Raw genomic sequence first — 25,616 nt, forward strand, 5'->3', positions numbered from 1 at the left:
GCGCCGCGTATTGACGGATGTAAGCCCACAATGAATCTGTTCCGCTGCTCCCTGCACGTTTTTGCCGCCGCCGCCCTGGTGATCGGCGCCAGTGCCATTGCCCAGCAAACACCGCCCAAGCCGGTGCCGAACCCGCCCCCGGCGCCGGCTGCCGTAGCGGTCCCGGTGCCACCGCCGCCGGACGTGGATGCCAAGGCCTGGGTGCTGATGGATTACACCACCGGCCAGGTACTCGCCTCCAAGAATCCCGATGAACGGGTGGAGCCGGCTTCTCTCACCAAGGTGATGACCGACTATGTGATCTCGGCGCAGCTGGCGGCCGGCAAGATCCATTTCAACGATCAGGTCACGATCAGCGAGCATGCGTGGCGCGCAGGCGGTGCGGGCACCGACGGTTCTACCAGCTTCCTCAAGCTCAACAGCCAGGTGCCGCTGAAGGACCTGCTGTACGGCATGATCATCCAGTCCGGCAACGACTCCGCCATTGCGCTGGCCGAGCACACGGCTGGCTCGGAGGAAACCTTCGCGAACCTGATGAACGCCTATGCCAAGCAGTTGGGCATGGTGAACACCCATTTCGTGGACGCTTCAGGCTATCCGGCCGATGGTCATTACTCGACGGCGCATGACATCGCCATCCTTTCGCGTGCCCTGATCCACGATTATCCGGACGATTACGCGATCTCCGCGATCAAGGAGTTCACCTGGAACGGCATCAAGCAAGGCAACCGCAACACCTTGCTGTGGCGCGACCCCAGCGTGGACGGCATCAAGACCGGCCACACCGCCGCGGCAGGCTTCTGCCTGGCCGCTTCGGCCAAGCACGGCGATGCGCGCATGATCGCGATCGTGATGGGCGCCAGCAGCGCAAAAGCGCGTGCGGACTCCGCGATAGCGCTGATGAATTACGGTTTCCGTTTCTACGAAACGCACAAGCTCTACGAAGCCAACAAGCCGCTGTCCACGCCGCGGCTATGGAAGGGCGAGCAGAATGAACTTCCGCTCGGCGTCGCACAGGACGTGATGGTGACCGTGAAGACCGGCGACTATGAAAAGCTCAAGGCGACCATGGACATTCCGGCCACGCTGATCGCGCCCTACAAGAAGGGCCAGCAGGTTGGCACGTTGCACATCGCCCAGGACGGCCAGGCTGTGCTGGACGTTCCGCTGGTGGCGCTGAACGACGCGCCGCAGGGTGGCTTCTTCAAGCGTCTGTGGGACAGCATCCTGCTGTGGTTCCACGGTAGCGGCAAGAAGTGAGAATGCGGCGCAAGCTGCGGATTTTCGTAGGCTGGGATAACAATCCCAGCCTACTAGCCAAGCCCGCCATTGAGTCGAGTGGAGGCTCCTTATGAAAGACCTGAGCGACATCAAGGCGCAGCAGGAAGGCCAGGGGTTTCAATTCCCTGGCGAGTTCGAGATCACCGCGATGGGCAATGCCAGTGCGGACCTGAAGGCCAGGGTGCCGGAGATTCTTGAAGGCATCGGGCTGCACGTCCTGCATGAGACGGTCAAGCACCGCCATTCGCGCGAAGGCAACTTCCTTTCCGTCACCGTTAGCTTCCGCTGCGAGACGCGCGAGCAATATGAGCTGGCGCACAGCGCGCTGCGGGCGGATCAGGATATTCGCTATACGCTTTGACCGCGGGGCAGGAAGCCAAGGAACATAAGCGCCTCCAGTACTTGTTCCCATCGCGATCAACCCTATCTGCTGTCCTGTCATACCCGCCTTGATGGTCTTGCCGTGACCGACCCGTCCCCGTTCTCAGTGCCCTCGCTCCTGGTCCGTCGCCTGGGCCGCCAGCCCTACGCGCCGGTCTGGCAGGCGATGAGCGCCTTCACCGACAACCGTACCGCCACCACTACCGACGAACTCTGGGTGCTGGAGCACGATCCCGTCTTCACGCTCGGGCAGGCCGGCAAGATGGAGCATGTCTTGGCGCCGGGCGAGATCCCGGTGGTGCCGGTGGATCGAGGCGGACAGGTCACCTACCACGGCCCTGGCCAGATCGTGGCCTATCCGCTGATCGATCTGCGCCGCGTCGGAGTGGGGGTGCGTGAGCTGGTGTGCCGGATAGAGCAGGCCATCATCGACACCCTGGAGCACTGGAATATCCAGGCTGTCCGTCGCGAAGGGGCACCCGGGGTGTACGTAGGGGATGCCAAGGTGGCGGCCTTGGGCCTGCGTGTGCGCCGCGGCTGCAGCTTTCACGGGCTGGCCTTCAATGTGAATATGAACCTGGAACCGTTTCACCGCATTAATCCTTGCGGTTACAAGGACCTGGCGGTCACGCAAGTGCTAGACTTGGGCGGTCCGTCGCGGCTGTCGGACGTCGAGGATGTGCTGATCGGCGAATTCTGCCGGCAGTTCGGCTTCGAGGCTGAATCGGCCGCTCCCGTGATCCCCGAACTCCCCGCCCGGCTGGCGGTCTGAGCTATTTCATGAGCGAAACCAACGCATCCTCCAGCAAGGTCATTCCGATCAGCGTCGTCAGTGGCGCCCCTGCCGAAAAGCAGCTGGGCGGCGACAAGATCGCGCTCAATCGCGCCGGCTTCGCTACCGACGTGCCTACGCTGCGCAAGCCGAGCTGGATCCGCGTGCGCCTGCCACAGGGCAACGCCGTGCAGGTGCTCAAGGCACGCCTGCGTGAGAACGCGCTGGTGACCGTGTGTGAAGAAGCGTCTTGTCCGAACATCCATGAGTGCTTCAGCAAAGGCACCGCTACGTTCATGATCCTGGGTGAGGTGTGCACGCGCCGCTGTTCGTTCTGCGACGTGGCGCATGGCCGTCCGGCAGCGCCCGATCCGCTGGAGCCAGCGCGCCTGGCCGACACCATTGCCGACATGCGATTGAAATACGTGGTGATCACTTCGGTGGATCGCGACGATCTGCGCGACGGTGGCGCCGAGCATTTCGCCGCCTGCATCCGCGCCGTGCGTCATGCCACTCCCGCCACCCGCATCGAAATCCTAACGCCGGATTTCCGCGGCAAGGGGCGTATGGAGCGCGCGCTGGAAGTACTGAAGGAATTCCCGCCGGACGTGTTCAACCACAATCTCGAAACGGTGCCGCACCTGTATCGTGAAGTGCGTCCGGGCGCCGATTACCAATGGTCGCTGGATCTGCTCAAGCGCTTCAAGGCGCAGCATCCGGACGTCCCCACCAAGTCCGGCATCATGCTGGGCCTGGGCGAAACCTACGAACAGGTGATCGAAACGCTGCGCGACTTGCGCGCGCATGACGTGGATATGGTCACCATCGGCCAGTACCTGCAGCCCACGCCGCATCATCATCCGGTGCTGCGCTACTGGACCCCGGACGAATTCGAAGCCTTGCGCGTCGCCGGCGAGGCGATGGGCTTCCAGCACGTCGCCTCCGGCCCTCTAGTCCGTTCTTCCTATCATGCCGACCAGCAGGCTCACGCGGCTGGCGTCACCGAGCACGCCTGAAGAGAACCCCATGACCCTTCGCTTTCGCCCACTGCTGGCCCTGCTGATCGCCTTCAGCGTCACGACCACGGCAGCCTTTGCGCAATCGGCCGCGGATCTTGGCGCCTCCAAGCCGCGCAAGGTATCGGAGCTGCCGCTGCAGCCGACCGGCGATGAAGCCAACGCGGCGCTGATCTCGGCGCACCTGCTCACCCGCTTCCACTACGACGCGCAGCCGCTCGACAATGCGATGTCGCAGAAGATCTACAACTTGTACTTCAAGTTGCTGGATGGGGAGAAGGTCTTCTTCACGCAGGAGGACATGGCCAAGTTCGCCAAGTACAAGGACCAGTTCGGCAACGCGATCTGGAACAAAGACCTGTCCGGCCCGTTCGACATCTTCAACCAGTACATCCTGCGCGCCATCGACCGCATGAACTATGCGCGCAGCCTGTTGAAGCAAGGTTTTGACTTCAATACCAGCGACACCTACATCATCGATCGCAAGAAGGCGGACTGGCCCAAGGACCAGAACGAACTCAACGACCTGTGGCGCAAGCGCACCATGAACGACTGGTTGCGCCTGAAACTCGCCGGCAAGAACGACGATGACATCCGCAAGACGCTGGACAAGCGCTACGGCAGCTACATCGACCGCATGAAGCAGCTGGACAGCCAGGACGCGTTCCAGACCTTCATGACCGCGTATGCGAACTCCACCGATCCGCATACCGACTATATGGCCCCGCGCGCGGCCGAGAACTTCGATATCTCGATGAAGCTGTCGCTGGAAGGTATCGGCGCCGTGCTGCAGCAGCGCGACGATTACACCGTGATCCGCGAACTGGTGCCCGGCGGCCCGGCGATCAAGTCCGGCAAGCTGCACGTGGGCGACTATGTGATGGGCGTGGGCCAGGGTGATGGTGGTTCGATCCAGGACGTGGTCGGCTGGCGCATCGACGATGTGGTCAACCTGATCCGCGGCAAGAAGGACACCACCGTGCGCCTGGAAGTAGTGCCCGCCGACCAGGGCGCCGAGGGCAAGCACGAAACCATCACGCTGGTGCGCAAGAAGGTCACCATCGAAGAGCAGGCCGCCAAGAAGAAGGTCATCCAGATCAGCGACAACGGGGTTACCCGTAAGATCGGCGTGATCGAGCTGCCGATGTTCTATTCCGACTTCGGCGCCCGTAGCGAAGGCGACAAGAACTTCAAGAGCGCTACCCGCGATGTCGCCAAGTTGCTGGGTGAGCTGAAAGCCGAAGGGGTGCAGGGCGTAGTGGTAGACCTGCGCAACAACGGCGGCGGTTCGCTGTACGAGGCGAACGAACTCACCGGCCTGTTCATCGACAAGGGGCCGGTGGTGCAGGTGCGCGATGCGCGCGGCCAGGTGCAGGTGCAGGGCGACGACGATCCGGGCATGGCCTGGAGCGGTCCGCTGGCGGTGCTGGTCAACCGTGGCACGGCTTCGGCTTCGGAGATTTTCTCCGCCGCGATCCAGGACTACGGACGTGGCTTGATCATCGGCACGGATACCTTCGGCAAGGGCACGGTGCAGACCCTGATCGACCTGAACCGTTTCGCCGCCGACACCGACGCCAAGCCGGACTTCGGTGCGCTGAAGATGACGGTGCAGGAATTCTTCCGCATCAACGGCGGCTCGACCCAGCTGCGCGGCGTCACGCCGGATCTGCAGTACCCCAGCAATGGCGACGACAAGGATTTTGGCGAGTCCACCTACGACAACGCGCTGCCGTGGACGCAAATCGCGCCCGCCGACTACAAGCCGGTGGCCGACATGAAGGCCTATCTGCCGCAGCTGGCGCAGATGCACGACGCGCGCGTGGCCAAGTCGACGGCATGGCAACTGATGCTGGACGAGCTGAACCAGTACAAGAAGCTGGCTGACCGCACCAGCATCTCGCTGAACTATGGGCAGCGCGAGGCCGAGCGCAAGCAATTGGATGCGATGCAGGCCGAGTTCCGTGCACGCCATAAAACCATTGACGGCGGCAGCGCTGACGTCGACGAACAAGGCCAGCTCGACGACGGCCTCAACCCAAGCGAGCGCAGCCTGAAGTCGGAGCTGAAGGAACAGGAAGAAGCCAAGAAGGCGCCCGATCCGCAGTTGCAGGAAACCGCGCACATCCTGTTCGACGCAGTCGGCTTGATCGATGCCAACCCGAAGCTGGCGGCCGAAGTGTTGCCGTACGGTGGCAAGCAAGGCGACAGCCCGGCGATGGCCTCGGCCAATGCCAATGGGGTGGTCTCGTTGCCAACCCCGATGGTCGAACCGGGCGCCTCCCAGGCGCCCGCGCCGGCGGCGTCGAGCAGCGGCGGCAAGTAAGGCCGGCTGTTACGAAAAGGCGGCGCTTCGGCGCCGTTTTTTTTTGGCCATCATTGCGGCAAAAGCACGTAGGCTGGGATGCTAATCCCAGCTTTCTACACGGCATCCCGATGCTGGGATTCATCCCAGCCTACGCGCTAAACCCCCCCCGCTGCATGGCCGGGGAGGGAGCGGATGCCTGCAAGCCTGCGCTAGTTTGCCTTGCCGTTCGCCTTCTGCGCCTTTTGCCACTGCTCGTACTCCGTTACCTGTGGCAAATCGCGCAGCAGCTTCGAATGCGGGTCGACGATCACCAGTGCATCCGCGGGGATCTGCAGCGTACCTTCGCCATGCGTCATCGGCAGCACATGCACGCTATCGTCTACCTGCACTTCCACCGGCATCGGGAACGGCAGGTTCTGGGGTACGCGCCAACGCAGCGTCAGCGTGTTGCCCTGGCGTTGCTCGTCCAATGCCGGCAACGCGGCTTGATACAGGTAAACATTGAAGTACCAGCTCAAATCGCGCCCGGTCACCTTGTTCACGATATCGATGAAATCGCGCGAGCTGGCGTAATGCGGCGAGAAGTTGCCGGGCTTGGGATCGGGGCGCCCATAGACCAGCATGCGCAGGCATTGGAAGAAGTCGTGGTCGCCGATCAGATCGCGCAGCGAGTGCAGCATCAGCGCACCCTTGTCGTAGATGTCGTTGCCGGGGCCGCGCTTGCCGTCGTAGACCTGCTCCTCCGTCTTGCTGCTGCCCGAAACGATCGGCGCGCGATCGTGCAGCCTCAGGCGCATCTTTTGCAGCCAGTCGTAATAACCCATGTCGCCGTTGATCGACTGGCTGTAGAGCGGCTGCATGTACGAAGCGAAGGCTTCATGCAGCCACATGTCATCCCAGTCGGCATTGGTCATCTGGTTGCCGAACCACTCGTGCGCGAATTCGTGTTGCAGCAGCCAGTCGAAGCCGGTTCCGTCTTTGGCGTAGTGATTGCCGTAGGCATTGATGGTCTGGTGTTCCATGCCGAGGTAGGGGGTTTCCACCACGGCCATCTTCTCGTCGCCGAACGGGTAGGGACCGATCATCGCTTCGTTGTAGGCAAGCAGGCGCGGGAATTCGGCAAACAGCTTGCGTGCCTGTTCCTCTTCGCCCGGCAGGTACCAGTACTGCAGTGGAATCACGTTGCCAAAGCGGCTGTGGTATTCCCCGGTCAGTTCCTGGTACGGGCCTACGTTGATGGAAATGGCGTAGGTGGTTGGCTCCCGTGTACGCCAATGATAGGTGCGCTTGTCGCCTTCATCACTGACCCCGATCAGCACGCCGTTGCCCGGTGCCACCAGCGGCTTGGGTACGGTCACGTACAGATCCACCAGATCGGGCTTGCCTTGCGGATGGTCGATGCAGGGCCAGAACAGGTCGCAGCCTTCGCCCTCCACCGCGCTACCTACCCATGGTTGGCCATCTTTGGTGTGACTCCATACGAAGCCGCCATCCCAAGGCGCTTTCTTCGCTACGTGCGGGCTGCCGCCGTAGTGCACGGTGGTGGAAACCTGCTCGCCAACCTTCAACGTGCCTGGCAGCTGGATGCGCAGGCGTCCCTCCGGATTGCTCCACGCCGTGGATGCCAGCGGCTTGCCATCCAGCTCGATCGCGCTGATCGGCAAATTGCGGTCCAGGTCCAGCACCAGCACGTCAGCAGGTTCGCGCGCGGTAAAGCTCAGAGTGGCCGTCGCGTCGATGCGTTGCTGCACCGGATCCACCGCGATATGCAGCTGTGCGTGATCGAAGTGCACGCGCTTTTGCTCGGCCGGCATCACGCCACCGGAGTTTTCCGTCAACGCAGTGAGTGGAGGCTGGTGGTTCCGTACACCGGCGCAGCCGGCAAGAACAAGGGCGAGGCTGAGTGCGAGCAGGGCGGGTCGCAATGGGCGCATGGGTTGTAGGTGTTGGGTGGATGTCCGCTCATCATGCAGGGTCCGATGGCGGCATGACTAAGCCAGAAGTCATGCCTGTCCGATGAAGAACCCTGCAGGCTGGGATGACAATCCCAGCTCTTCGTATGAATGCCGAGGTTGGGATTGTCATCCCAGCCTACAGGTTTAGCCGTAACGCTTGCTCAACAAGGCAAACATCGCGCGTAAGCCCATGGCCTCGCCCCCGCGCGGACGACCCGGGCGATCGCCGTCGTTCCACGCATACGTGTCCAGGTGCAGCCATGGCAGGCCTTCCGGGATGAAGCGCTCCATGAACAGCGCAGCGGTAATCGCGCCGGCATGGCGTGATGCCCCTGCATTGGCGAAGTCGGCCAAATAGGACTCCAGCAGCTTGCGATATGGCCGCCATAGCGGCAGCCGCCACATCGGATCAGCCACGGCGCTGCCGCAGGCGAGCGCCGCTTCGGCGAGTTGATCGTCATTGGCGAACAGCGCCGGCAGATCGGCGCCGAGCGCCACGCGCGCCGCACCAGTGAGCGTAGCGAAGTCGATGATCAGCTCGGGTTTCTGTTCCGCTGCGTAGGCTAGCGCATCGCACAGGATCAAGCGGCCTTCGGCATCGGTGTTGTCCACTTCCACACTGTGGCCGGCGCGCGTGAGGATCACCTCCCCTGGGCGCATAGCATTGCCGGCCACCGCGTTCTCCACTGCGGGCACCAGCAGCGTGAGCCGCACCGGCAGCTTCGCTTCCATCACCAGGCCGGCCAGCGCGATCGCATGCGCCGCACCGCCCATATCCTTCTTCATCCAGCGCATGCCGTCGGAAGGCTTCAGGTCCAGGCCGCCGGTGTCGAAGCACACGCCCTTGCCGACCAGCACCACTTTCGGATCGCTGGCCTTGCCCCAGCTCAGTTCGATCAGGCGCGGCGGGCGATGACTGGCGCGGCCGACGGCGTGAATGGTGGGAAAGTTGTCTTCCAGCAACTCATCACCCACCCATTCGCGCACCTTGGCCTTGTACGTCTTGCCCAACTGCTTCACCTGGTCGGCAAGCTGCTTGGGCCCCATGTCCTCGGTGGGCGTGTTGACCAGATCGCGCACGAAGCAGGTCGCCTCGATCAGCGGTGTCAGCCTGGCGAGCGTCGCGGCGCTGACCACGAGCGGCGAACCTGCGCGCCTGGCGTTGCGGTAGCGGGTGAATTGATAGGCGCCCAGCGCCCAGCCGAGCGCGCAAAGCTGCGGATCCAGCGGCACGCTTTCTGGAGCGAGCGCGTATTCCGCGGCTGGCAGTGTCAACGGCAGCGCCGCCAGCGCGGCAAGCGAATCCCGGCGATCCACGCCCACCGCCACTCGCGCCAGCTTGCCGTTCGTATCCGGTATCAGGCACACGCTGCCGGGGGTTGCGTCAAAGCCGCTTTCGTCCAGCCAACTGCGTTGCGCGGTGCTCAGGCGTTTACGCAGGGAGGACAGGTGCGTGGCGTCGGTGGCTTCGATGGGTGTCGGGGCGCGGCGGCCGGAAGCGTTTGCAATCAGGGCAGACATGCGGTTCCAGGTAATCCGTGGAAAGGCTTGGATGATAATCCGAGCAGCAACAGACGCGAAAAAAAACCGGGACGGCCTCCCAGCTTGCGCGGTGATAGCCCATCGGCCGGATTCAGGCGCGGCTTTCCAGCCACGCGACCAAGCCGGCCAGATCCGACAGATCCAGATCCGGCGCCACGCCTAGCGTTCCCGGCCACGGATGCCTTGCACGATTGATCCACGCCGTGCGCATCCCCGCCTCGCGAGCTCCTACGACGTCCAATTCCGGATCGTCACCCACGTGCAGGATGTGCTCCGGCGCTACCCCGAGCTTCTGGGCCGCGGCGAGAAAAATGCGCACATCGGGCTTTGCCACCCCCACGTCGCGGGCGCAGATACGATGCGCGAAATGCAGGTGCAAGCCGATGCGCTCCAGATCGGCATTGCCATTGGTCAGGCTGGCTACCGGCCAGGCCGTGCGCAGCCGTTCGAGCGCGGGCAGGGCATCGGGATATAGCTCCACCGCATTGCGTGCAGCGGCGAAAATTTCCCACATCGTATCCAGCGGCGCCTCGCTGATGCCGCAGGCTTCGAAGGCGCGTTGCATGGTGATATAGCGCTGCGCGGTGAAGTCATGCGCCAGATCGATGCGCTCGGCGGCCACGCGCGCGCGCAGCTCGCGCAGCGCGGGAATCGGCCAGGTGTTCGCTACCTGCGGGTAGTGCCGGCGCAGGTAGTCGTTGATGTCGCGATCCGCCCGTTCCAGGGCCGGCAGCACCGGCCATAGGGTGTCGTCCAGATCGATCGTGATGGCGAGAATCTGCAAGCGATTAGCGGCTTCCGATGCGCAGTACCTGGCCGGTGCGCACCGTATTGTCCTTCAAGTGGTTCCAGCTGCGGATCTGCGCCACGTCCACGCCATGCCTGCGCGCGATGGAGTACAGCGTTTCTCCGGCCTCTACGCGATAGGTTTGTGCCGGCTTGCTGTTGGCGCTGGCGATCTTTTTCTTGCTTTCGACCTTGTTCGCCTTGCCGTCTGCCTTCTCCGCAGCCTTGGCGACGGACACCTTGCCGTGGCTCACATAGGCATCGCTGGTGACCTTGGCGAAGCTGCCACGTTCGGCAGCAGCCATTTGCGTAAACGCATCGCCGCGCACGCCCTTCAGGCTGCTCGGCTGCGGAGCGGCCACCACCGTGCCGCTGACCTTGGCCAACGCCGGCGCGGCTGGAGTTGCCGCGCGTGCTGCCGCGACCGCCGGAGCAACGGCTGTCCGGGACGGTGCAGAGGCAATCTGCGTAGGCTCGGCGCTGGCATGCGCACCGACCTCGGCCAGGATGTGGCTGCGGCGCGAATCATCCATAGCGATCAAATTGCTGCCCGCCTGATATGGCACTAGCGAATGCGAGCGCAGCGCCGCCGCGCCCTTGTCGCTCAATGCGAAATCCACGAATGCCTTGGCTGCTGCGGCGTTCGGGCTCGACGGGTTGGTGACCAGGTACAGCGGAACGAACAGCGGATACGCACCGCTGGCTACCGCGGCAGTGCTTGGCGTCGTGCCGTCGATGTGCAGCATCTTGATCTTGCCGTTGCCGGCCACGCTCGACAGGGTGGTCACCCCGAAGGCGCGGGGGTCCAACGCGACCGACTGCTCCAGCTGCGTGGTATTCACATACAAGCGCGGCGCCGCCACCGGCTGACTACCGCGGCCGAACACCAGCTTGCGCAGGCTGTATTCCACGCCATCACCCGGGCTGGCCACCGCGAACACGTCGATCGGTGCGTCGTTGCCGCCCAGCTGTTTCCAGTTGGTGATCTTGCCGAAGTAGATGTCATGCACCTGCTGCAGCGTAAGGTTGCTGACCGGGTTCGACTGGCTTGTGACCAGCACCAGGCCATCCCATGCCACCGGCGTAAAGTTGAGCCCGCTATCGGTGGCGCTGCCCGAGCTGGGGCGTGCGCTGCCGGCGATATCGGCGGAGCCGCCGGCCACCGCATCCAGGCCCGAAGCGGTGTTGAATGGCTGCATCTGGACCGGGCCATGCCCGGACGCTTGCCAGGCTTTCGCCACGCCCTTGACCACGCTATTGGCAGTGACCACGTCGCCGCGCCAAGTGAGCGACTGCGTGGCCGCGGCAAGCACGGCAGTGGAAAAACCGGCGCCGATCAGGGCGGCGGAGAGCAGACGGGTGATGCGTACTGGCATAGAAAGGCGCGACCTGCGTGTAGGAACGTATCGGGAAATGCTGTGAGTGTGCCGTCCATGGCGCGTAGGCACAGTGACGGATTGCGGTATTTCAGCGGCCCGGAGGCAAAACATCAAGCAATCGCGCCGATGAACAGCGAGTGCGTTCATGCAGTTGCATGGAAAACTTGAGGGTAGCGCTATGAACGAGGCCCGAATTTCGTTTGGCTTCTAGTCAGCATTAAGATCCGCGCGAGCCGAAACTTGCCTTGCTTGCCCGGCGCTGCTTTGGAACTGCTGGGATTGGCATCCCAGCCTACTTGCCACGAACTACGCCCTCCCCGGCTCGCAGGGGGGGCATTCGCTATTGCACCACTACGTAATTCAAACCTTCATCCGTCGCCACCAGCAATACCAACTGACGCGGACGCGCCGCGGCAAGTCCTTGCAGATCCCGCAGGCTGGTGATGCGGCGATTGCCGATGCCGACGATTACGTCGCCGGTGGATAGCCCCGCCTGTGCGGCGCGGCTGTTGGGGTTCACCGCGGATAAGGTCACCCCGGTCACGCCCTGGCTGGTCTGCTCGTCACTCAGATCGCTGAAGGTCACGCCGGCGAGCCGCGGATCGAGCTTGGCGCCGTCCAGCGTGGCGAGCTTCTGCGGCGTGAGCTGCGCGGTGAGCTTGCGTGGCGCGCCATTGCGCAAAGCGGTCAAGTTAACTGCGCTGTTGGCGGGCAACAGGCCCACTATATTGCTGAGCTGGTCGGAGTTCTGCAGTGACTGGCCGTTCACGGAGGTGATCACATCGCCCACCTCCAGCCCCGCGCGATCGGCCGCCGAACCCGGCAGCACGCGTGTTACCACCGCGCCCTCGTTGCTCTTCAGTTTCAGCATGCGCGCGATATTCGGCGTGATGTCCTGCGTTTGCGCGCCCAGGCTGCCCCGGCTCACCTTGCCGTGGGCGATCAGCTGCTGCATCACCTCGGTGGCGATGTCGGTGGGAATCGCGAAACCGATGCCGATGTTGCCGCCCGAGGGCGACAGAATCATCGTGTTGATGCCCACCAGCTCGCCGCGCAGGTTCACCAGGGCGCCACCGGAATTGCCGGGATTGATCGAGGCATCGGTCTGGATGAAGTTCTGGAAGCTGGAACCGCCCAGGCCAGAGCGGCGCAACGCGGACACGATGCCCGAGGTCACCGTCTGGCCTAGGCCGAACGGATCGCCCACCGCCACCACGAAGTCGCCGACGCGTAGCGCGGACGAATCGGCTACCGGCAGCGCCTGCAGCTTGTCTGCGTTGATCTTGACCACCGCCACGTCGGTGCCCGGATCGGTGCCCACCAAGGTGCCCTTGAAATTACGTCCGTCCTGCAGCGTGACCATGATGTCGTCCGCACCGCCCACCACATGATTGTTGGTGAGGATGTAGCCTTTGGCGGCGTCCACGATCACGCCCGAGCCCAGGCTCTGTTCCACCTTTTCGCGCGGCACGCCCTGCAGGCCGAAGAACTGGCGGAACACCGGATCGTTGAAGAACGGATTGCTCACTCGCACGCGCGTCTTGGTGGAAATGTTCACCACGGCCGGCGTCACCTTTTCCAGCATCGGCGCCAGCGAAGGCAGGGGTTGGCCGTTGACCGCCGGGGGCATCCCGGCGCGGGCGTGCATCGGCAGCACGGCGAGCGATGCGGCGGCGAAGAGGGCGGTGAAACTGCGAAGCAAACGCGCTTGCATGAAATCTCCTGGTGCGAAGAAAAACTGCTGGTTCGACTCGACGCGGCGCGGACGGTTCCCCAAGCATGCACCGTGCCTTCGTTGCATGCAGCAATGTTTGATGAACGGGGTGCCACCCATTGGTGGTGTGCGTTGTAAGGCTATTGCCCGATCGCGACTAGGCATGTCTGACGAACATTTTCAGCCGATCGCCGGTCATGCTGCAGTCAGCCCTTTACTTCCATCCGGCGCGGGGGTAACGTTCGCCCGTCACAACCACAACATCTTGTGTGCGGCCATCCGTGTCCCACCCAAGTGCTGGGGCGGTGAATCAAGTCAGGAGGGGCTGTCGCTGTTAGCGAAAAAGCCGAACTCGACCCTCATGCGTGGGGCATGAATCGGGTGCGATCGGGTCGTTTTCCCGGCTACTGACACTACTTACACCTATAAGACCAGAAACCATCGGGGCCGCAAGGCCATGCCAGGAGGTCAGGAAGCCAATGAGCATCCTGCGTGCAACAAATACCGGCCGCGATGCCGCCGCCATTCCGCTGCAGAGCGCATCGCAGGACATCTGGGACAAGAAGTACCGCCTGCGCACCAAGAACGGCGAGCCGGTAGACGCCGCCATCGACGACACCTGGAAGCGCGTCGCGCACGCGCTGGCTGAAGTAGAAGCCACGCCGGAGTTGCGTGAGCACTGGCATGAGCGTTTCCTGTGGGCGCTGCGCCGCGGAGCGATTCCCGCCGGCCGCATCACCTCCAATGCCGGTGCGCTGGAGCACAAGCCTGCCACCTCCACCATCAATTGCACCGTGTCCGGCACCATCCGCGACTCGATGGACGACATCCTGCAGAAGGTGCACGAGGCGGGGCTTACGCTGAAAGCGGGCTGTGGCATTGGTTATGAATTCAGTACGTTGCGCCCGCGCGGCGCGTACGTGTCGGGCGCGGGCGCCTACACCAGCGGCCCGCTGTCGTTCATGGATATCTACGACAAGATGTGCTTCACCGTGTCCTCCGCCGGCGGACGCCGCGGTGCGCAGATGGGCACGTTCGACGTCAGCCATCCGGATGTCAAGGAATTCATCCGCGCCAAGCGCGAGAACGGCCGCCTGCGCCAGTTCAACCTGTCGCTGCTGATCACCGATGGCTTCATGCAGGCGGTGGAGCACGACCAGGACTGGCCGATGGTCTTCCCGGTTCATGTAAAAGAGCAGGGCGACATCGACCTCGCTGACGCCAGCAAGGTGGTGTGGCGCGAATGGCCCACCAGTGAAAACTACGTCGTGCGCGACGACGGCCTGGTCGCCTGCAAGATCTATGGGCACATCCGCGCGCGTCATCTGTGGGACATGATCATGGTCTCCACCTATGACTACGCCGAGCCCGGGTTCATCCTCATCGACAAGGTGAACGAGATGAACAACAACTGGTGGTGCGAGCATATTCGCGCTACCAACCCATGCGGCGAACAGCCATTGCCGCCCTACGGCTCCTGCCTCCTGGGCTCGGTCAACCTCACCACCTTCGTGCGTGATCCGTTCGGCCCCAAGGCCCGTTTCGACTGGGACGAATACCGCGAAGTCGTGAAGATTTTCACCCGCATGCTCGACAACGTGGTGGAGATCAACGGCCTGCCGCTGGAGCAGCAGCGCAACGAGATCCTGTCCAAGCGTCGCCATGGCATGGGCTTTCTCGGTCTTGGCAGCACCCTCACCATGCTGAAGATGCGCTACGGCTGCGCCGACGCGGTGGCCTTCACCGAAGACGTGTCGCGCGAAATGGCCGTGGCCGGTTGGGAGGTGGCGCTGGACCTGGCCAAGGAGAAAGGCCCGGCCCCGATACTCGCCAAGAACTACACCGTCACCGGCGACATGCTGCGCAAGCGTCCGGAAATGGCCGTCGACGGCTACAAGGCCGGCGACCTGATTCCTGGCCGCGTGCTGCACGCCAAGTACAGCCGTTACATGCAGCGCATCGCCGAGGTGGCGCCCAATCTCGTCAAGGAACTGGCCGAGACGGGCGCGCGCTTCACCCACCACAGCTCGATCGCGCCTACCGGCACCATCTCCCTCTCGCTGGCCAACAACGCCAGCAACGGCATCGAGCCGAGCTTCGCCCATCACTACTCGCGCAACGTAATCCGCGAGGGCCGCAAGACCAAAGAGAAAGTGGAGGTGTACAGCTTCGAGCTGCTCGCCTACCGCGCGCTCATCAATGCCGAGGCCATGCCGTTCGGCGACGATCCCAAGGCCAAGCTGCCCGAATACTTCGTTGCGGCCGACGACATCAGCCCGAAAGAGCACGTGGACATCCAGGCCGCCGCGCAACTGTGGGTGGATTCATCCATCTCCAAGACTGCGAACGTCCCCACCGACTACCCCTACGAAGACTTCAAAGACATCTACTTCTACGCCTATAAACAGGGCCTCAAGGGCTGCACCACGTTCCGCTTCAACCCCGCTGCATTCCAGGGCGTGCTGGTCAAGGAAGCCGACCTGGAGAACACCCTCTACCGCTTCGAATTGGAGGACGGTAGTGTTGTGGAACTGAAAGGCAACGAAGAAGTGGAGTACGACGGAGAGACACACACCGCCGCCAATTTGTTCGATGCTTTGAAGGAAGGCTATTACGGAAAGTTTTAGTAGTGGCACGCAACGCGAAATCGCGCTACGTTTCCGCACACCGTCAGTAAGCCTGATGAAGGTTCCATAACAAACGTACCGGAGGGGAATACCCGCATGTCCATCGATACCGAGTTCGAAGTCCATCATGACGACCTGCTCACACCGGCTGCCCCGGTAGCCGAAGAGCCCGCTCCGGCAGCAGCGCCGAAGAAGGCCCGCCGCAAGAAAGCAGCTAAAAAAGCTGCCGCCAAGAAAGCCGCTCCGGCCAAGAAGGGCGCAGCCAAGAAAGCGGTGAAGAAGGCCGCCAAGAAGGGCGCCGCTAAGAAGGCAACCAAGAAAGCTGCCAAGAAAGCTGCCAAGAAGGGCGCTGCGAAGAAAGCCAGCAAGAAGGCCGCCAAGAAAGGCGCGGCCCGCAAAGCTGCAAAGAAGGTCAGCAGCAAGAAGACGGCCCGCAAGGCCGCATCGAAGAAGACAGCCAAGAAGGCTGCTAGCAAGAAAACCGCCAAAAAGGCGGTAAAGAGGTCCACTGCCAGCAAGAAGGCCGGTCGTAAGGCGACCAAGAAAACCGCCAAGAAGGCCGCCCGCAAGAAGTAAGCAGCATGCAATCCGGCCCGGCGCGAGTCGGGCCGGATTTCTTTTTCAGACCCTCTCGCATTCAACGTGGATGTAGCGAGGGACACCAGGTTTCTCTCCCTCTCCCACGCGAGGAGAGGGTTGGGGTGAGGGCCAAGCTCGCCACAGCGCTTCAAAAGCCGCTGGCGAGCCCTCATCTCGGATAAGCGCCACCCTCAGAACAGGAAACAGCAGCATGACGATCAAGATCGCAAAGAAGATCAAGGGCTACGAGGTCGTCAAACCCGAAGACAAGGCCGCGGCCGCCGCCCAGTCCGCTGTCGAGCAGCCGAAAGAGGCGCCGATGGCCGAAGTCATCCAGATGCATGAAAGCCTGGAGCGCCCCGAAGCCCTGATCGGCTCCACCTTCAAGATCAAGTCTCCGCTGTTCGAGCACGCCCTGTACGTCACCATCAACGACATCGTGCTCAACGCCGGCACTCCCTACGAGCAGCGCCGCCCCTTCGAGATCTTCATCAACTCGAAGAACATGGACCACTTCCAGTGGATCGTCGCGCTCACCCGCATTCTCTCCGCCGTGTTTCGCAAGGGTGGCGACGTCACCTTCATCGTGGAAGAGCTCAAGGCGGTGTTCGACCCCCGTGGCGGCTACTTCAAGGCGGGCGGCGTCTACATGCCCAGCATCGTGGCCGAGATCGGCGCCGTGATCGAGCAGCATATGAAGAACATCGGCCTGATCCACGACCCCGAGATGACCGACGCCCAGCGTGCCCTGATCGCCGAAAAGCGCGCGGCCTACGAGAACGCCGCGCAAAAAAAAACTGAGCTGAGCCCCACCGACGCCGACACCAACGATTCGGCCGGCTTCCCGCCGGGAGCGACCTTGTGTGCGAAGTGCAATACCAAGGCGCTGGTGCTGATGGATGGGTGCCAGACTTGTTTGAATTGCGGATATAGCAAGTGTGGCTAATGGGCTAAATCAAGCTCGGAACATCTGAGAAGGGCGGTAGGAATGCCGCCCTTTTTGCTGCATGAGCAGGGATGCTGCATAATCGAACGACGAATTTAGGCAGCATTTCACGCGCTACGCGGGCGCGCGACGCTTAATTCGAAGGAAAGGGGGGGGCTAATGGTTCTCAAAAGAGTGATGCTGCACTTGATGCTCTTGCTGCTTTTTGTCGTACTAACCGGCTGTAACATGCCGGTCAAGCCGCGTATGAAAGATGCACCTCAATTGGCGCCTGGTAAGGGTGTCTTGGTCGCCTGCATAGAAATGCCGTATTTATTGCGGAGCAATCATTTGCCGACGAGTCTTCAAGTAGTCAATCTAAGCGGCTCGGCAATATCGGGTGAATTCGTCACATTGGATTCAGCGGTAACATTAATCGCCATCCCGCTTTCCGCCGGAACGTATCAGTTGAGATCGCTGAACATAGGAGGCTGGTACTCCCGTTTGAGCCCTATGAACTTTAATATCGCCGCGGGAAAGATCAACTATGTGGGCGACCTGATGATGGTGATGCAAGCAGCTTCCGGCGGCACGGATTACATTGTTCACACTAAAATCTACGACTATCGTCAGTACACTCTGCCGAAAATCACTACGCAGTATCCGGCATTATCGAGCAATTATCCTATTGCCGTGAATATCATTAATCGCTAGGCAAAAATAGGTTCCAAGGCAAAAATAGGTTCCAGGTTAATTTTCTTGGTCGAAAGCAATGGTGAAGCCAAGCCTAAGCATCTGGATCGGTATGCTTTTCAAAGATCACATGGAGAGAAGATCATGCGCGCTCGACATATTTTGTTGCTGACGGCATTGTGTCTTGCGGGATGCGCACCACAGCAGAGGAAGCTCATCGCTTATTCCGGCACCCCACGTGCCGCGAGTAGTCTCGCAATGCTCAAGCCACAGTTTGCGATTTCTATCATTGCTATCGATGGCGATACCAGCAAACGTGCATTTCCTCTGGGCGAATTTCGAGACACAGACACAACAATCTATCTCGAACCGGGTAGGCATCGCCTGGCGCTCCGGTACCGAACGGCCGTGAGCTTTGGGCTCTCGACGGTAAATATGGACGTAGCGCTGGTTGCTGGACACCGCTATCTGGTGCTTGCCTCTACTCAAGGGTCGAGATGGTGGGGCAGGCGTACTTGGCGTCCGGAATTGGAGGACATGACCGATCATCCCGGACTCTGGTGTGTTGACTACCCTCTTCGCGAATGCGAGGGTCACTCCTTCCCTCAAGAAAAGGAAGCCGCTGTTTCGCCGGCTCCCGTGTTGCGAGGTGATATATCTCCCCCGCCAGAGTCAACGCTCGCAAAAAAAGCAGATAACGTTGACATGCTAAATGCAGCGCAGCGGGCTTCTACGGCGATAGGCTGCGGTAGTGTGCAAGAAATTAACGGAGCCACCTTTGAAGCGCAATGTCAGGAATACGCTGTAGCGATCGAGTGCGGTGATAACTATGTCTGCCGGCCAACACATGTCATCAAGCAGTGAATCAGCGGCAAGCCACATTTTCGACATTGGGAATGATGTCGGTACACCTTTGCCAAACTATCTTCATCTGGCACGTGGTCTTCCGCCTCTGAATGCGCACATTTTGCTTGGCCGCCTGAAGGTTAATGGTGTCGACGCGCATTTATCGGGTGAAAACATCGTTCAGATGGACCCTTTATGGTTTTATGCCTTGGGTGGCGTTCGCATCTTTGTGCGCAGCGAGCATATCGCCACTGCGCTCGATGTTATTAACGCCATTCGGAAGGGAGACTATGACGTGACGGAGGCGGAGGAAATGCCTGCTTCAGGCACGGATCGTCTCGACAGAAAACGTCTGCTTGGGTGGAAGATCGTATTGTTGGTCGCTCTCTTGATCGGAGGGCTATCGCTTGTCGTGCTGTGGTGGCCGCCATACGAGCTGTCCTTCCATGCCATAAAACACGTACCTCCTTCTGATCTATCCGGCAGACGGATGGCGAGCGCTCTTCTTTTAGCGTATGCCGCCTTCTGGCTGCTCTTCGTCGAGGGCGTTGTCAGGCGGCAGAGAAGACCTTGACGGTAGCCTCTTCTAATAAATGGCTTCTTGACATCTTTCTGCTAAAGTCAGGTAATGAAGTTGCAGGGCGGTAGGCGACAATCGTCAGCCTGCTGGACGGGGGCATCTATTCTGTAGTCGGAAGAAGGCATTGAGCTTTGTTCTTCCTTGCTGTCATTTGGGTAGATTGCACCTGGCGGGCTTTGATTGGGTTGCTGCGGGAAGGGAAGTTTCTCTGGAAAAGGGTGTACAAACACTACTGGAGATAACGCATGTTTCGCATGACAAGTTTCTTCGCGGTGGCCGTCATTTTTCAGCTTCTCATTTCTAGTTCTGTTTGTGCGAACGATACAAATCGGGCGAGCGACCGAAAAACCTACACCACCTTCGGCCTAAGAAGCTGCAGCAAATGGCTTCAAGATGAGAAGGATGCAAAGACGGCATCGCAAAATGGCTTCAATGAATTGAATTTCATTGACGATCAAAGCTGGTTGGCGGGGTTCATCAGTGGATTCAATGTGGCGATAACTGATCGCCAGGATCTTCTATCAGAGATGGACCTTCAGGCCGCGTCGAGTCGGGTTAGCGTGTATTGCAACAAAAATAAAAACGCCAGTGTTCCGGACGCGGTAATTGCTCTTTTCGTTGAGATTGCGAAGAGCGGTAAGTAGACATGGCAAGCTTGTTACCAGGGCTGTTGCTAGTGCTGGCGATCTGGGGTGCGGTACTGGTTGCTCGCCACATGCTGCAAAGCTCTGTTCGGGAGCTGCTGGGAGCCTCCTTTGTAGGCCAGCGTGTGGTCTTGGATGGCAAAGAAGTCATCTCGGATGATCTTCAGATCCTTTACCGATGGCCGGCCATGGCCATGAGAGATGGCCTTGGCGGTTTTACCATGTTGAGCGCCCAATGGCTTTGTCGAGCGCGCGATGGAAGTTATCTGCTGGCCATGGCGACGGGTTCAAGCAAATTGGGCGATGGCTCAGTGCATTGGTCCTGGCGTCAGCTTACTGGAGAGCAAGCAAGGGCGTCCTTGCGCAGCAAACGGAAAACTTACCAAGCAGTATTTGGCCAGCCATCGGCGAATTAAAGCGATGCGAACGCTTGATCAAGGCGCTTGAACGGGGATGTTGCAGGGATTTTCCTGGCGGGCTATTTCCCCAGGTCGACGCTACGGCAATATTCCAGTAATTCCTGATTGGTGGACAGGCCCAGCTTGGTTTGCGCGCTGCGCTTGTGCCGGCTGATAGTTTTGCGGCTACGGTTGAGGCGCTCGGAAATCTGCTGGGAGGTGAGGCCTTCGTAGGCAAACAAGCGCAGCACTTCCAGCTCGGCCTGGGTAAGTCTTGGAGTGGCGCCTTGTTCGCCATGCAGTTCGCGGCTGGTGAGCAAAGTGCGTAGCGATGGACTCACGTACTGCCGGCCTTGTCTCACACTATGCAAAGCCAGACCAAGCTCGCTGATTTCGCCTTCCTTCTCTATCAACCCCTTGACGCCCTTTTGCAACAAGGTACTCAAGACCCCCGCGTTGCGCAGGGCCGTGATCACCACAATGGGTTTGTCAGGATAAGTGCGAAGGATGCGCTCGATCAGGTACAGCCCGTCGCGGCTCTGCTCGTCAGGCATGGATAAGTCGGTCATGACGATGTCGCAAGCCGTGTCGGCCAGGACCTGGAACAATTCCATGGGCGAACTGGCTTCACCCACCACCTTCGCCAGGCGATTGGATTCCAGCATAAGGCGGATGGCATAGCGGACGATCGGATGGTCATCGGCCAGCACGACCGTCGGCACGATACGTTGCGCATCACTCATCCCTTACCCCTTTGGCTTGATCTCGATGCAAGGTTTCCGGTGCTGGCTTGGCTGATAGGCGACATAGGATTTCTACAAGAACTGCGCTTGGTTCTTATTCTTTTTAGCACCGACCTTCCATGCCGTTATCGCCCGCCGACCTTTTAACGCCCCAACAGGGGCACGCCGGATGTTCAAGCCAGATTGCGATTTTATAGCCGCAATCGGGACGCTACGCTAACGAAGTGTAAACGGGAAGCAAAGCGGGCAAATCAGGCCCATGGCTTCAATCCTGCAAAGAAAATGCCCCCGGCAGGTCGCCAAGGGCATGGATGGCAAGGGGTAGGGATCATGCAGCGGAGTCAATAGATGGTCGGATCTGCAGCCAGATGCTTTTCCGTAAAGGTATTACCGGATTACCAACCGACCGCCACACCGGCGCCCGCCGAGGTGTCCTTGCCCGTGGTCGATGCGCCAACGGAGAGGTTCACGCGTGTTCCAAACCGGTGCGAAATGCCTACCGCCAGGGCGGTCTGGCCGTTTTGATAACCGACGCCCGCACCGACCCGATTGGTCGCGTCCACGCCAGCGGCGCTGAAGGCCATCTGGCCATAGGCCGCAGTCATGGCGCCCATGCCATCGATGCGGCGATCAACTCGCCTAAACTGGTCGCTTGCCCAGTTGTGTTCGCTGCCGACGGCATCTTGCACCTGGCCCCAGTTGGCCGCATCCGTGCGTTCCGTGCCTGGCGCCACATTGGTGATCTGGCGCTCATGGCCCGGCGAACCTACCGAAACCGAGTTGTCGCGGTCGGCGACCGAGTCGCTGCCCAGTGCCACCGAATTGTTGCCTGGTGCGCTCGCATTCGGGCCTATTGCGGAGCTGTTGGTGCCGGTTGCCGTAGCGCCGGCGCCGATCACGGCCCTGTCCATATCTTGCTGGATCGAGGACACGCGGCCGTCGATGTTGACCATGCCCTTGACGATCATTCCGGCGTCTTTGTCTTGACGAGCGTCGACGTCAGCGATATGCGCTGCGTTGTCAGTCACGCGACCGTCGATGTTGGCCATGCCCTTGACGATCATCCCGGCGTCCTTGTCTTCACGGTTGTCGATCGCTTTGATCTTTGCGGAATTGTCGTCAACGTCATTGCCGACTTTGTTGATCACCTTGCCGAGAAAATCGCTATAGGTGCGTGCGTCGTTAGCGATGTCGGAAGTATTGGTCTCGACCGCCGTCACTCGCTTCTCGATGTCGGCAAGTCTGCTGGTCACGTCTGAAGCATCTTTCGCCATCGCAGCATGACTCACGCTCAAACCAAGCGCCATGGCGATGGCGAGGCTTGCCATGGTCGCTGTCTTCTTTTTGCGACCACCGGTCAGTTCGGACGCCACCACCCATTTGCGGGAGGCCTCATTCCACACAATGCGATAATTCCTATTCAAAAGTATTCTCCTTAATTGAAAAAATGTCTGGAACGCTCTTCCCTACGGCGCGGGTGGGCAGGCCCGCGCCCTGAAATGTCTGCGTTGACATCGGGCTCTCGGCGCAGCGATGCCGCTGAGGCAGTGCACGGGCCCTAAGGGAAAAACCTCCGTCCTTGGAGAGACCTTTGTTTGTTGGCAAAGGCGGTTCCGTTCGATTCACCCGCTGTCGGGTCTGCTTGCCGTTAGCGGGTCAGGAAATGATGGAATATTGTTAAAAATAGTACGATAGGATTTGTCTCATTGGATTTGGCCGGTTGGGGCTTTTTCGCCAGAAGTTTTGGTGCGCGATGCCATCAAGCAAGAAGGCAGATATCGAAGGGCCGGATCTGTCGCTTCAGGCACGCACTGCTGAATGCACGCAGGTGATCGCTGGATTTGTAGATGCATCAGGCGTGTATGGTCATGCCTGAAGAGGTGTGGCGTGCTGCGTTCGAGATGGCGGGTCCAGCTCCCTAGACTTCCGTAAACGGCATGCCGCACCTGCGGCGATAAGCTTGATGGAAACCCGCCGTGTGATGCAGCTGCTCGCCTTCCGCCAGATTTTCAACGGCCGCGATGTGGCCGAGGAAAAACGTGTGCAAGCCAATCTCCCGACTGTGCACGATGGACAGCTCCCGAACTTGCAGTGCGGCTGTCACGGCGGGAATGCCAAATTGGCGCGAAGCTTGAACCGGGAACGGCAGTGCTTGCCAATCCTGCAGCGGCTGCTTGTGATGCTCGCTGAGCTTGTAAACAATCGCTTTCATCGACGCGGGCACGCTGGATAAAGCAACCTGCCGAACTTCGCGCATGATGGGTTGGGAAACGTTGGTGCTGCGTAGCGCCAGCGAAAAAAGCCCGCTGCGCTCCAGCGGACCTATCAGGTCCATGGGAAAGATGTTTCGATGGCCTGGCGCGTTGACCGAGACAAGCACCACCGGACGCGGACGCAGGTACGCGATCATCAGCCGCTGCGCTGCGGCCGGTTCCATATTCAAATGGCTCGATGCGCGGCTTTTCATCATGCTCCGGTTCTGCAACCACGCGTTCCACGAGCGATGAGGCCATCCGAGGCAGCGGTGTGCGCCAGCTATGACGTGGTAGAGGGTGATGGAAGCCTCAGCCGTAACAATCGAATCTGCCCGCGCCAGGCGCAAAGCGCCCAGATTCCTCCCGGTCGCGCTATCGCTGTACTCCAACACAGGACTTTGACCGGCATCGAGGCTGGTCGCGATCATGAGCGGGTTTAATGAAGCCACCGTGTGGTCCGAGGTCACGTCTACCGACTGGCCATCCCATCGCAAGGCGGCGACGACTATCCGCGACGGAGGAGCAATGGCAACCGGGGACCATTGCGGTAGAGGACGCACGAACGGCCTTAGCAAGTCCTTGAGCATCTCAGAGTCGCCGGAACAGTAAAAACATGTACAGGTCGGTAGCCAAACGCAAGCCACGCGGAGTAACGCGTTCCAGCCGGAAGTACGGTGTCGCAGCCCGCGCCACCACACGGGGTACGAATCGGTGGATGCTGCTTTCGCTTGGAATGGCGTAGTGGCCGCGCCGCAGGAGGTTTACCAGGTTCTTTCGCCACCAGTCGTAACGCGCATCGCCGAGATAATAAGGATTGAGCATGCTGGCCAGGACAAAGCCATCCTGGTGAACCACGCGCGACAGCTCCTCAAAGAGCGGAGCGTGATCGGCGAAATGGTTGAGCACGGCAAAGTTGGCCGTGACTCCCTGCACCTTGCAGGCGAGCGGCGACGAAATCGGAACAATGGTTTCCTGGGCGATTTCGTCACGGCAATGCCGTGCCAAATAATCGCGCATGGCTTCGGAGGGCTCGTACACAAAAGTACGGTGTCCTCGGGCGGCAAATGTCTTTGCGTCAATGCCCGTGCCGGCACCGAATTCGAGCACATCGGCGCCCTTCGGTAGCAAGTCCAGCGCCATCCTCTGGAATCTGTCCCGCACCATTTGGTCCCGTGGCGAGCTCAGGATGACTTGGTGGTACTGCGCTCCGGTATGCATTTGGTTGGTTGGCCTGGCATGGTTTGAGCCCGAGTGGCGCGTAGAGGGATCTTTCCCGCGGATTGAAACGGCTCTTCGCGGGTGGGTGCCGGTCTAGCCATGGAAGGTTGCAAGAGGGCCGGTCATCGCCTGGGGTAGGACTGCGCTGGCATTGTTTCGGGTTCGCATGTACAAGGGCATACGGGAGCGGACGGCTGCACGGCCGGCGCCGCGAGGGGAGCTTGTTTTCTTAACTGCCGGCTGCTTACTCGCGGCCGGCTTTCTTCACGCTCGAAGGGGAAAGCATGAGCAGCGACAATCCGTATGAGGCACCACAATCCCAAGTGGATGATCGTCCACTGTCCGACAGCGCCGACCTGCAACAAATCGCCAGTGGGCAGAAGCTGGTGATCTATTCGATCATCCTGAATTTTGTGACCATGGCGGCCCGGAATTCCGGCGGCTTGGCGCTAGCCCTGAGTCTTGTCGCCTTGGTGATGGCGATCATCGGCATCGTCCGCCTTTGCGGAGGCTTCGGTCATGCCACCAGTACCAAGGTGCTGCTGGTGATCGGATGCTTCGTGCCGCTCGTCAACCTGGTGATTCTGGTGGTGTTGAGCATGAAGGCCACCAGCCGGTTGCGGGAGGCCGGATATAAGGTGGGCCTGCTCGGGGCGTCACCGCCTTAACAAGATCGTCGAGGGCGAGCTTGCACAGTCAAGCGAGAGTGCCTTTGTGACTCCTCCTCTGCAGCAGGCAGAGGAGGAGCTGAAGCTTTTCGGCCTACGCTCCAAGAATCAAGGCGTACGCGCGCGTTCCGTCGGCCACTGGCTGAATGCAAACACGTACAGCATGATGATATTCACCAGCGGCAAGAAGATCAGCAGCGACCAGGCGCCGTGGTAGCCGGCTTTCGAGACGACCCTCCAGGCCGGAATCACGGCCAGGATGGCGGCGAGCAGTCCAAAGAACGGATGCGGATGCATAAGCCCTCA

Annotated in this window: 24 protein-coding genes; 14 read left to right on the forward strand and 10 right to left on the reverse strand. The window is 60.7% G+C overall.

Translation table 11 applies throughout. The annotated features are described in order from the left end of the window. Positions 1 to 30 precede the first annotated feature (30 nt). From QQJ96_RS08660 to QQJ96_RS08680, 5 genes are all read left to right on the forward strand, one after another. Complete coding sequence (locus QQJ96_RS08660) at positions 31 to 1,260, forward strand: D-alanyl-D-alanine carboxypeptidase family protein (protein WP_284331583.1); 1,230 nt, start codon at positions 31 to 33, stop codon at positions 1,258 to 1,260. A 91-nt stretch (positions 1,261 to 1,351) separates the two neighbouring features. Further along, the gene (locus QQJ96_RS08665) at positions 1,352 to 1,642 is read left to right on the forward strand and encodes a YbeD family protein (protein ID WP_284331584.1); all 291 of its coding nucleotides are present in this window, start codon (positions 1,352 to 1,354) and stop codon (positions 1,640 to 1,642) included. A 126-nt stretch (positions 1,643 to 1,768) separates the two neighbouring features. Then, positions 1,769 to 2,434 carry a lipoyl(octanoyl) transferase LipB gene (lipB, locus tag QQJ96_RS08670; protein ID WP_284331585.1) on the forward strand — a complete coding sequence of 222 codons (666 nt, stop codon included), beginning with the start codon at positions 1,769 to 1,771 and terminating at the stop codon, positions 2,432 to 2,434. Positions 2,435 to 2,442: 8 nt separating this feature from the next. Further along, positions 2,443 to 3,450: a lipoyl synthase gene (gene lipA, locus QQJ96_RS08675; protein WP_284331586.1), complete on the forward strand. Its 1,008-nt coding sequence runs from the start codon at positions 2,443 to 2,445 to the stop codon at positions 3,448 to 3,450. A 10-nt stretch (positions 3,451 to 3,460) separates the two neighbouring features. Beyond that, positions 3,461 to 5,776 (forward strand): carboxy terminal-processing peptidase, encoded by a 2,316-nt coding sequence (locus QQJ96_RS08680; protein WP_284331587.1) that lies wholly within the window; start codon positions 3,461 to 3,463, stop codon positions 5,774 to 5,776. Between the two features lie 191 nt (positions 5,777 to 5,967). Here QQJ96_RS08680 and QQJ96_RS08685 read toward each other — a convergent pair whose 3' ends face one another. The 5 genes from QQJ96_RS08685 to QQJ96_RS08705 form a co-directional block, all read right to left on the reverse strand. Continuing rightward, positions 5,968 to 7,692, reverse strand: coding sequence for a M1 family metallopeptidase (locus QQJ96_RS08685; protein WP_284331588.1), 1,725 nt, complete (start codon positions 7,690 to 7,692; stop codon positions 5,968 to 5,970). Between the two features lie 165 nt (positions 7,693 to 7,857). Then, on the reverse strand, positions 7,858 to 9,234 hold the full coding sequence (locus tag QQJ96_RS08690) for a leucyl aminopeptidase family protein (RefSeq protein WP_284331589.1): 1,377 nt from the start codon (positions 9,232 to 9,234) through the stop codon (positions 7,858 to 7,860). 112 nt (positions 9,235 to 9,346) lie between these two features. Further along, positions 9,347 to 10,039: an HAD family hydrolase gene (locus QQJ96_RS08695; RefSeq protein ID WP_284331590.1), complete on the reverse strand. Its 693-nt coding sequence runs from the start codon at positions 10,037 to 10,039 to the stop codon at positions 9,347 to 9,349. Between the two features lie 4 nt (positions 10,040 to 10,043). Beyond that, entirely contained in the window at positions 10,044 to 11,417 is a 1,374-nt protein-coding gene (locus QQJ96_RS08700; RefSeq protein WP_284331591.1) for a LysM peptidoglycan-binding domain-containing protein, read from the reverse strand. A 343-nt stretch (positions 11,418 to 11,760) separates the two neighbouring features. Beyond that, positions 11,761 to 13,134 carry a DegQ family serine endoprotease gene (locus tag QQJ96_RS08705; protein ID WP_284331592.1) on the reverse strand — a complete coding sequence of 458 codons (1,374 nt, stop codon included), beginning with the start codon at positions 13,132 to 13,134 and terminating at the stop codon, positions 11,761 to 11,763. A 479-nt stretch (positions 13,135 to 13,613) separates the two neighbouring features. Here QQJ96_RS08705 and QQJ96_RS08710 point away from each other — a divergent pair, with 479 nt between their 5' ends. From QQJ96_RS08710 to QQJ96_RS08745, 8 genes are all read left to right on the forward strand, one after another. Then, positions 13,614 to 15,761: an adenosylcobalamin-dependent ribonucleoside-diphosphate reductase gene (locus QQJ96_RS08710; protein WP_284331593.1), complete on the forward strand. Its 2,148-nt coding sequence runs from the start codon at positions 13,614 to 13,616 to the stop codon at positions 15,759 to 15,761. Between the two features lie 96 nt (positions 15,762 to 15,857). Beyond that, positions 15,858 to 16,337 (forward strand): hypothetical protein, encoded by a 480-nt coding sequence (locus QQJ96_RS08715; protein ID WP_284331594.1) that lies wholly within the window; start codon positions 15,858 to 15,860, stop codon positions 16,335 to 16,337. Between the two features lie 214 nt (positions 16,338 to 16,551). Further along, positions 16,552 to 17,286, forward strand: a complete 735-nt coding sequence (locus tag QQJ96_RS08720; RefSeq protein WP_284331595.1) for a TSCPD domain-containing protein — start codon at positions 16,552 to 16,554, stop codon at positions 17,284 to 17,286. A gap of 159 nt (positions 17,287 to 17,445) precedes the next feature. Further along, on the forward strand, positions 17,446 to 17,979 hold the full coding sequence (locus QQJ96_RS08725; RefSeq protein WP_284331596.1) for a hypothetical protein: 534 nt from the start codon (positions 17,446 to 17,448) through the stop codon (positions 17,977 to 17,979). Positions 17,980 to 18,024: 45 nt separating this feature from the next. Further along, positions 18,025 to 18,822: a hypothetical protein gene (locus QQJ96_RS08730; RefSeq protein WP_284331597.1), complete on the forward strand. Its 798-nt coding sequence runs from the start codon at positions 18,025 to 18,027 to the stop codon at positions 18,820 to 18,822. Continuing rightward, on the forward strand, positions 18,788 to 19,378 hold the full coding sequence (locus QQJ96_RS08735; protein ID WP_284331598.1) for a hypothetical protein: 591 nt from the start codon (positions 18,788 to 18,790) through the stop codon (positions 19,376 to 19,378). Before QQJ96_RS08730 ends, QQJ96_RS08735 begins: the two co-directional genes overlap by 35 nt. Positions 19,379 to 19,629: 251 nt before the next feature. Further along, positions 19,630 to 20,028, forward strand: coding sequence for a hypothetical protein (locus tag QQJ96_RS08740; protein WP_284331599.1), 399 nt, complete (start codon positions 19,630 to 19,632; stop codon positions 20,026 to 20,028). Positions 20,029 to 20,030: 2 nt separating this feature from the next. Beyond that, entirely contained in the window at positions 20,031 to 20,444 is a 414-nt protein-coding gene (locus tag QQJ96_RS08745; protein WP_284331600.1) for a hypothetical protein, read from the forward strand. Positions 20,445 to 20,506: 62 nt separating this feature from the next. On the opposite strand, the gene QQJ96_RS08750 is transcribed toward QQJ96_RS08745, so the two are convergent. The 4 genes from QQJ96_RS08750 to QQJ96_RS08765 form a co-directional block, all read right to left on the reverse strand. After that, positions 20,507 to 21,169 carry a response regulator gene (locus tag QQJ96_RS08750; RefSeq protein ID WP_284331601.1) on the reverse strand — a complete coding sequence of 221 codons (663 nt, stop codon included), beginning with the start codon at positions 21,167 to 21,169 and terminating at the stop codon, positions 20,507 to 20,509. Positions 21,170 to 21,564: 395 nt separating this feature from the next. Further along, positions 21,565 to 22,593 (reverse strand): ESPR-type extended signal peptide-containing protein, encoded by a 1,029-nt coding sequence (locus QQJ96_RS08755; protein ID WP_284331602.1) that lies wholly within the window; start codon positions 22,591 to 22,593, stop codon positions 21,565 to 21,567. Between the two features lie 494 nt (positions 22,594 to 23,087). Continuing rightward, positions 23,088 to 24,011 carry a flavin reductase gene (locus QQJ96_RS08760; protein ID WP_284331603.1) on the reverse strand — a complete coding sequence of 308 codons (924 nt, stop codon included), beginning with the start codon at positions 24,009 to 24,011 and terminating at the stop codon, positions 23,088 to 23,090. Between the two features lies 1 nt (position 24,012). Continuing rightward, positions 24,013 to 24,642 carry a class I SAM-dependent methyltransferase gene (locus QQJ96_RS08765; RefSeq protein WP_284331604.1) on the reverse strand — a complete coding sequence of 210 codons (630 nt, stop codon included), beginning with the start codon at positions 24,640 to 24,642 and terminating at the stop codon, positions 24,013 to 24,015. Between the two features lie 284 nt (positions 24,643 to 24,926). Between QQJ96_RS08765 and QQJ96_RS08770 the strand changes: the two genes are divergently transcribed. Beyond that, on the forward strand, positions 24,927 to 25,310 hold the full coding sequence (locus QQJ96_RS08770) for a hypothetical protein (protein WP_284331605.1): 384 nt from the start codon (positions 24,927 to 24,929) through the stop codon (positions 25,308 to 25,310). A 108-nt stretch (positions 25,311 to 25,418) separates the two neighbouring features. Here the strand turns inward: QQJ96_RS08770 and QQJ96_RS08775 are convergent, their stop codons facing one another. Next, on the reverse strand, positions 25,419 to 25,607 hold the full coding sequence (locus QQJ96_RS08775) for a DUF805 domain-containing protein (protein WP_284331606.1): 189 nt from the start codon (positions 25,605 to 25,607) through the stop codon (positions 25,419 to 25,421). Positions 25,608 to 25,616: the final 9 nt, after the last annotated feature.

Origin of the sequence: Dyella flagellata (assembly GCF_030160275.1) — a bacterium.
Classification (GTDB): Bacteria; Pseudomonadota; Gammaproteobacteria; order Xanthomonadales; family Rhodanobacteraceae; genus Dyella_B; species Dyella_B flagellata.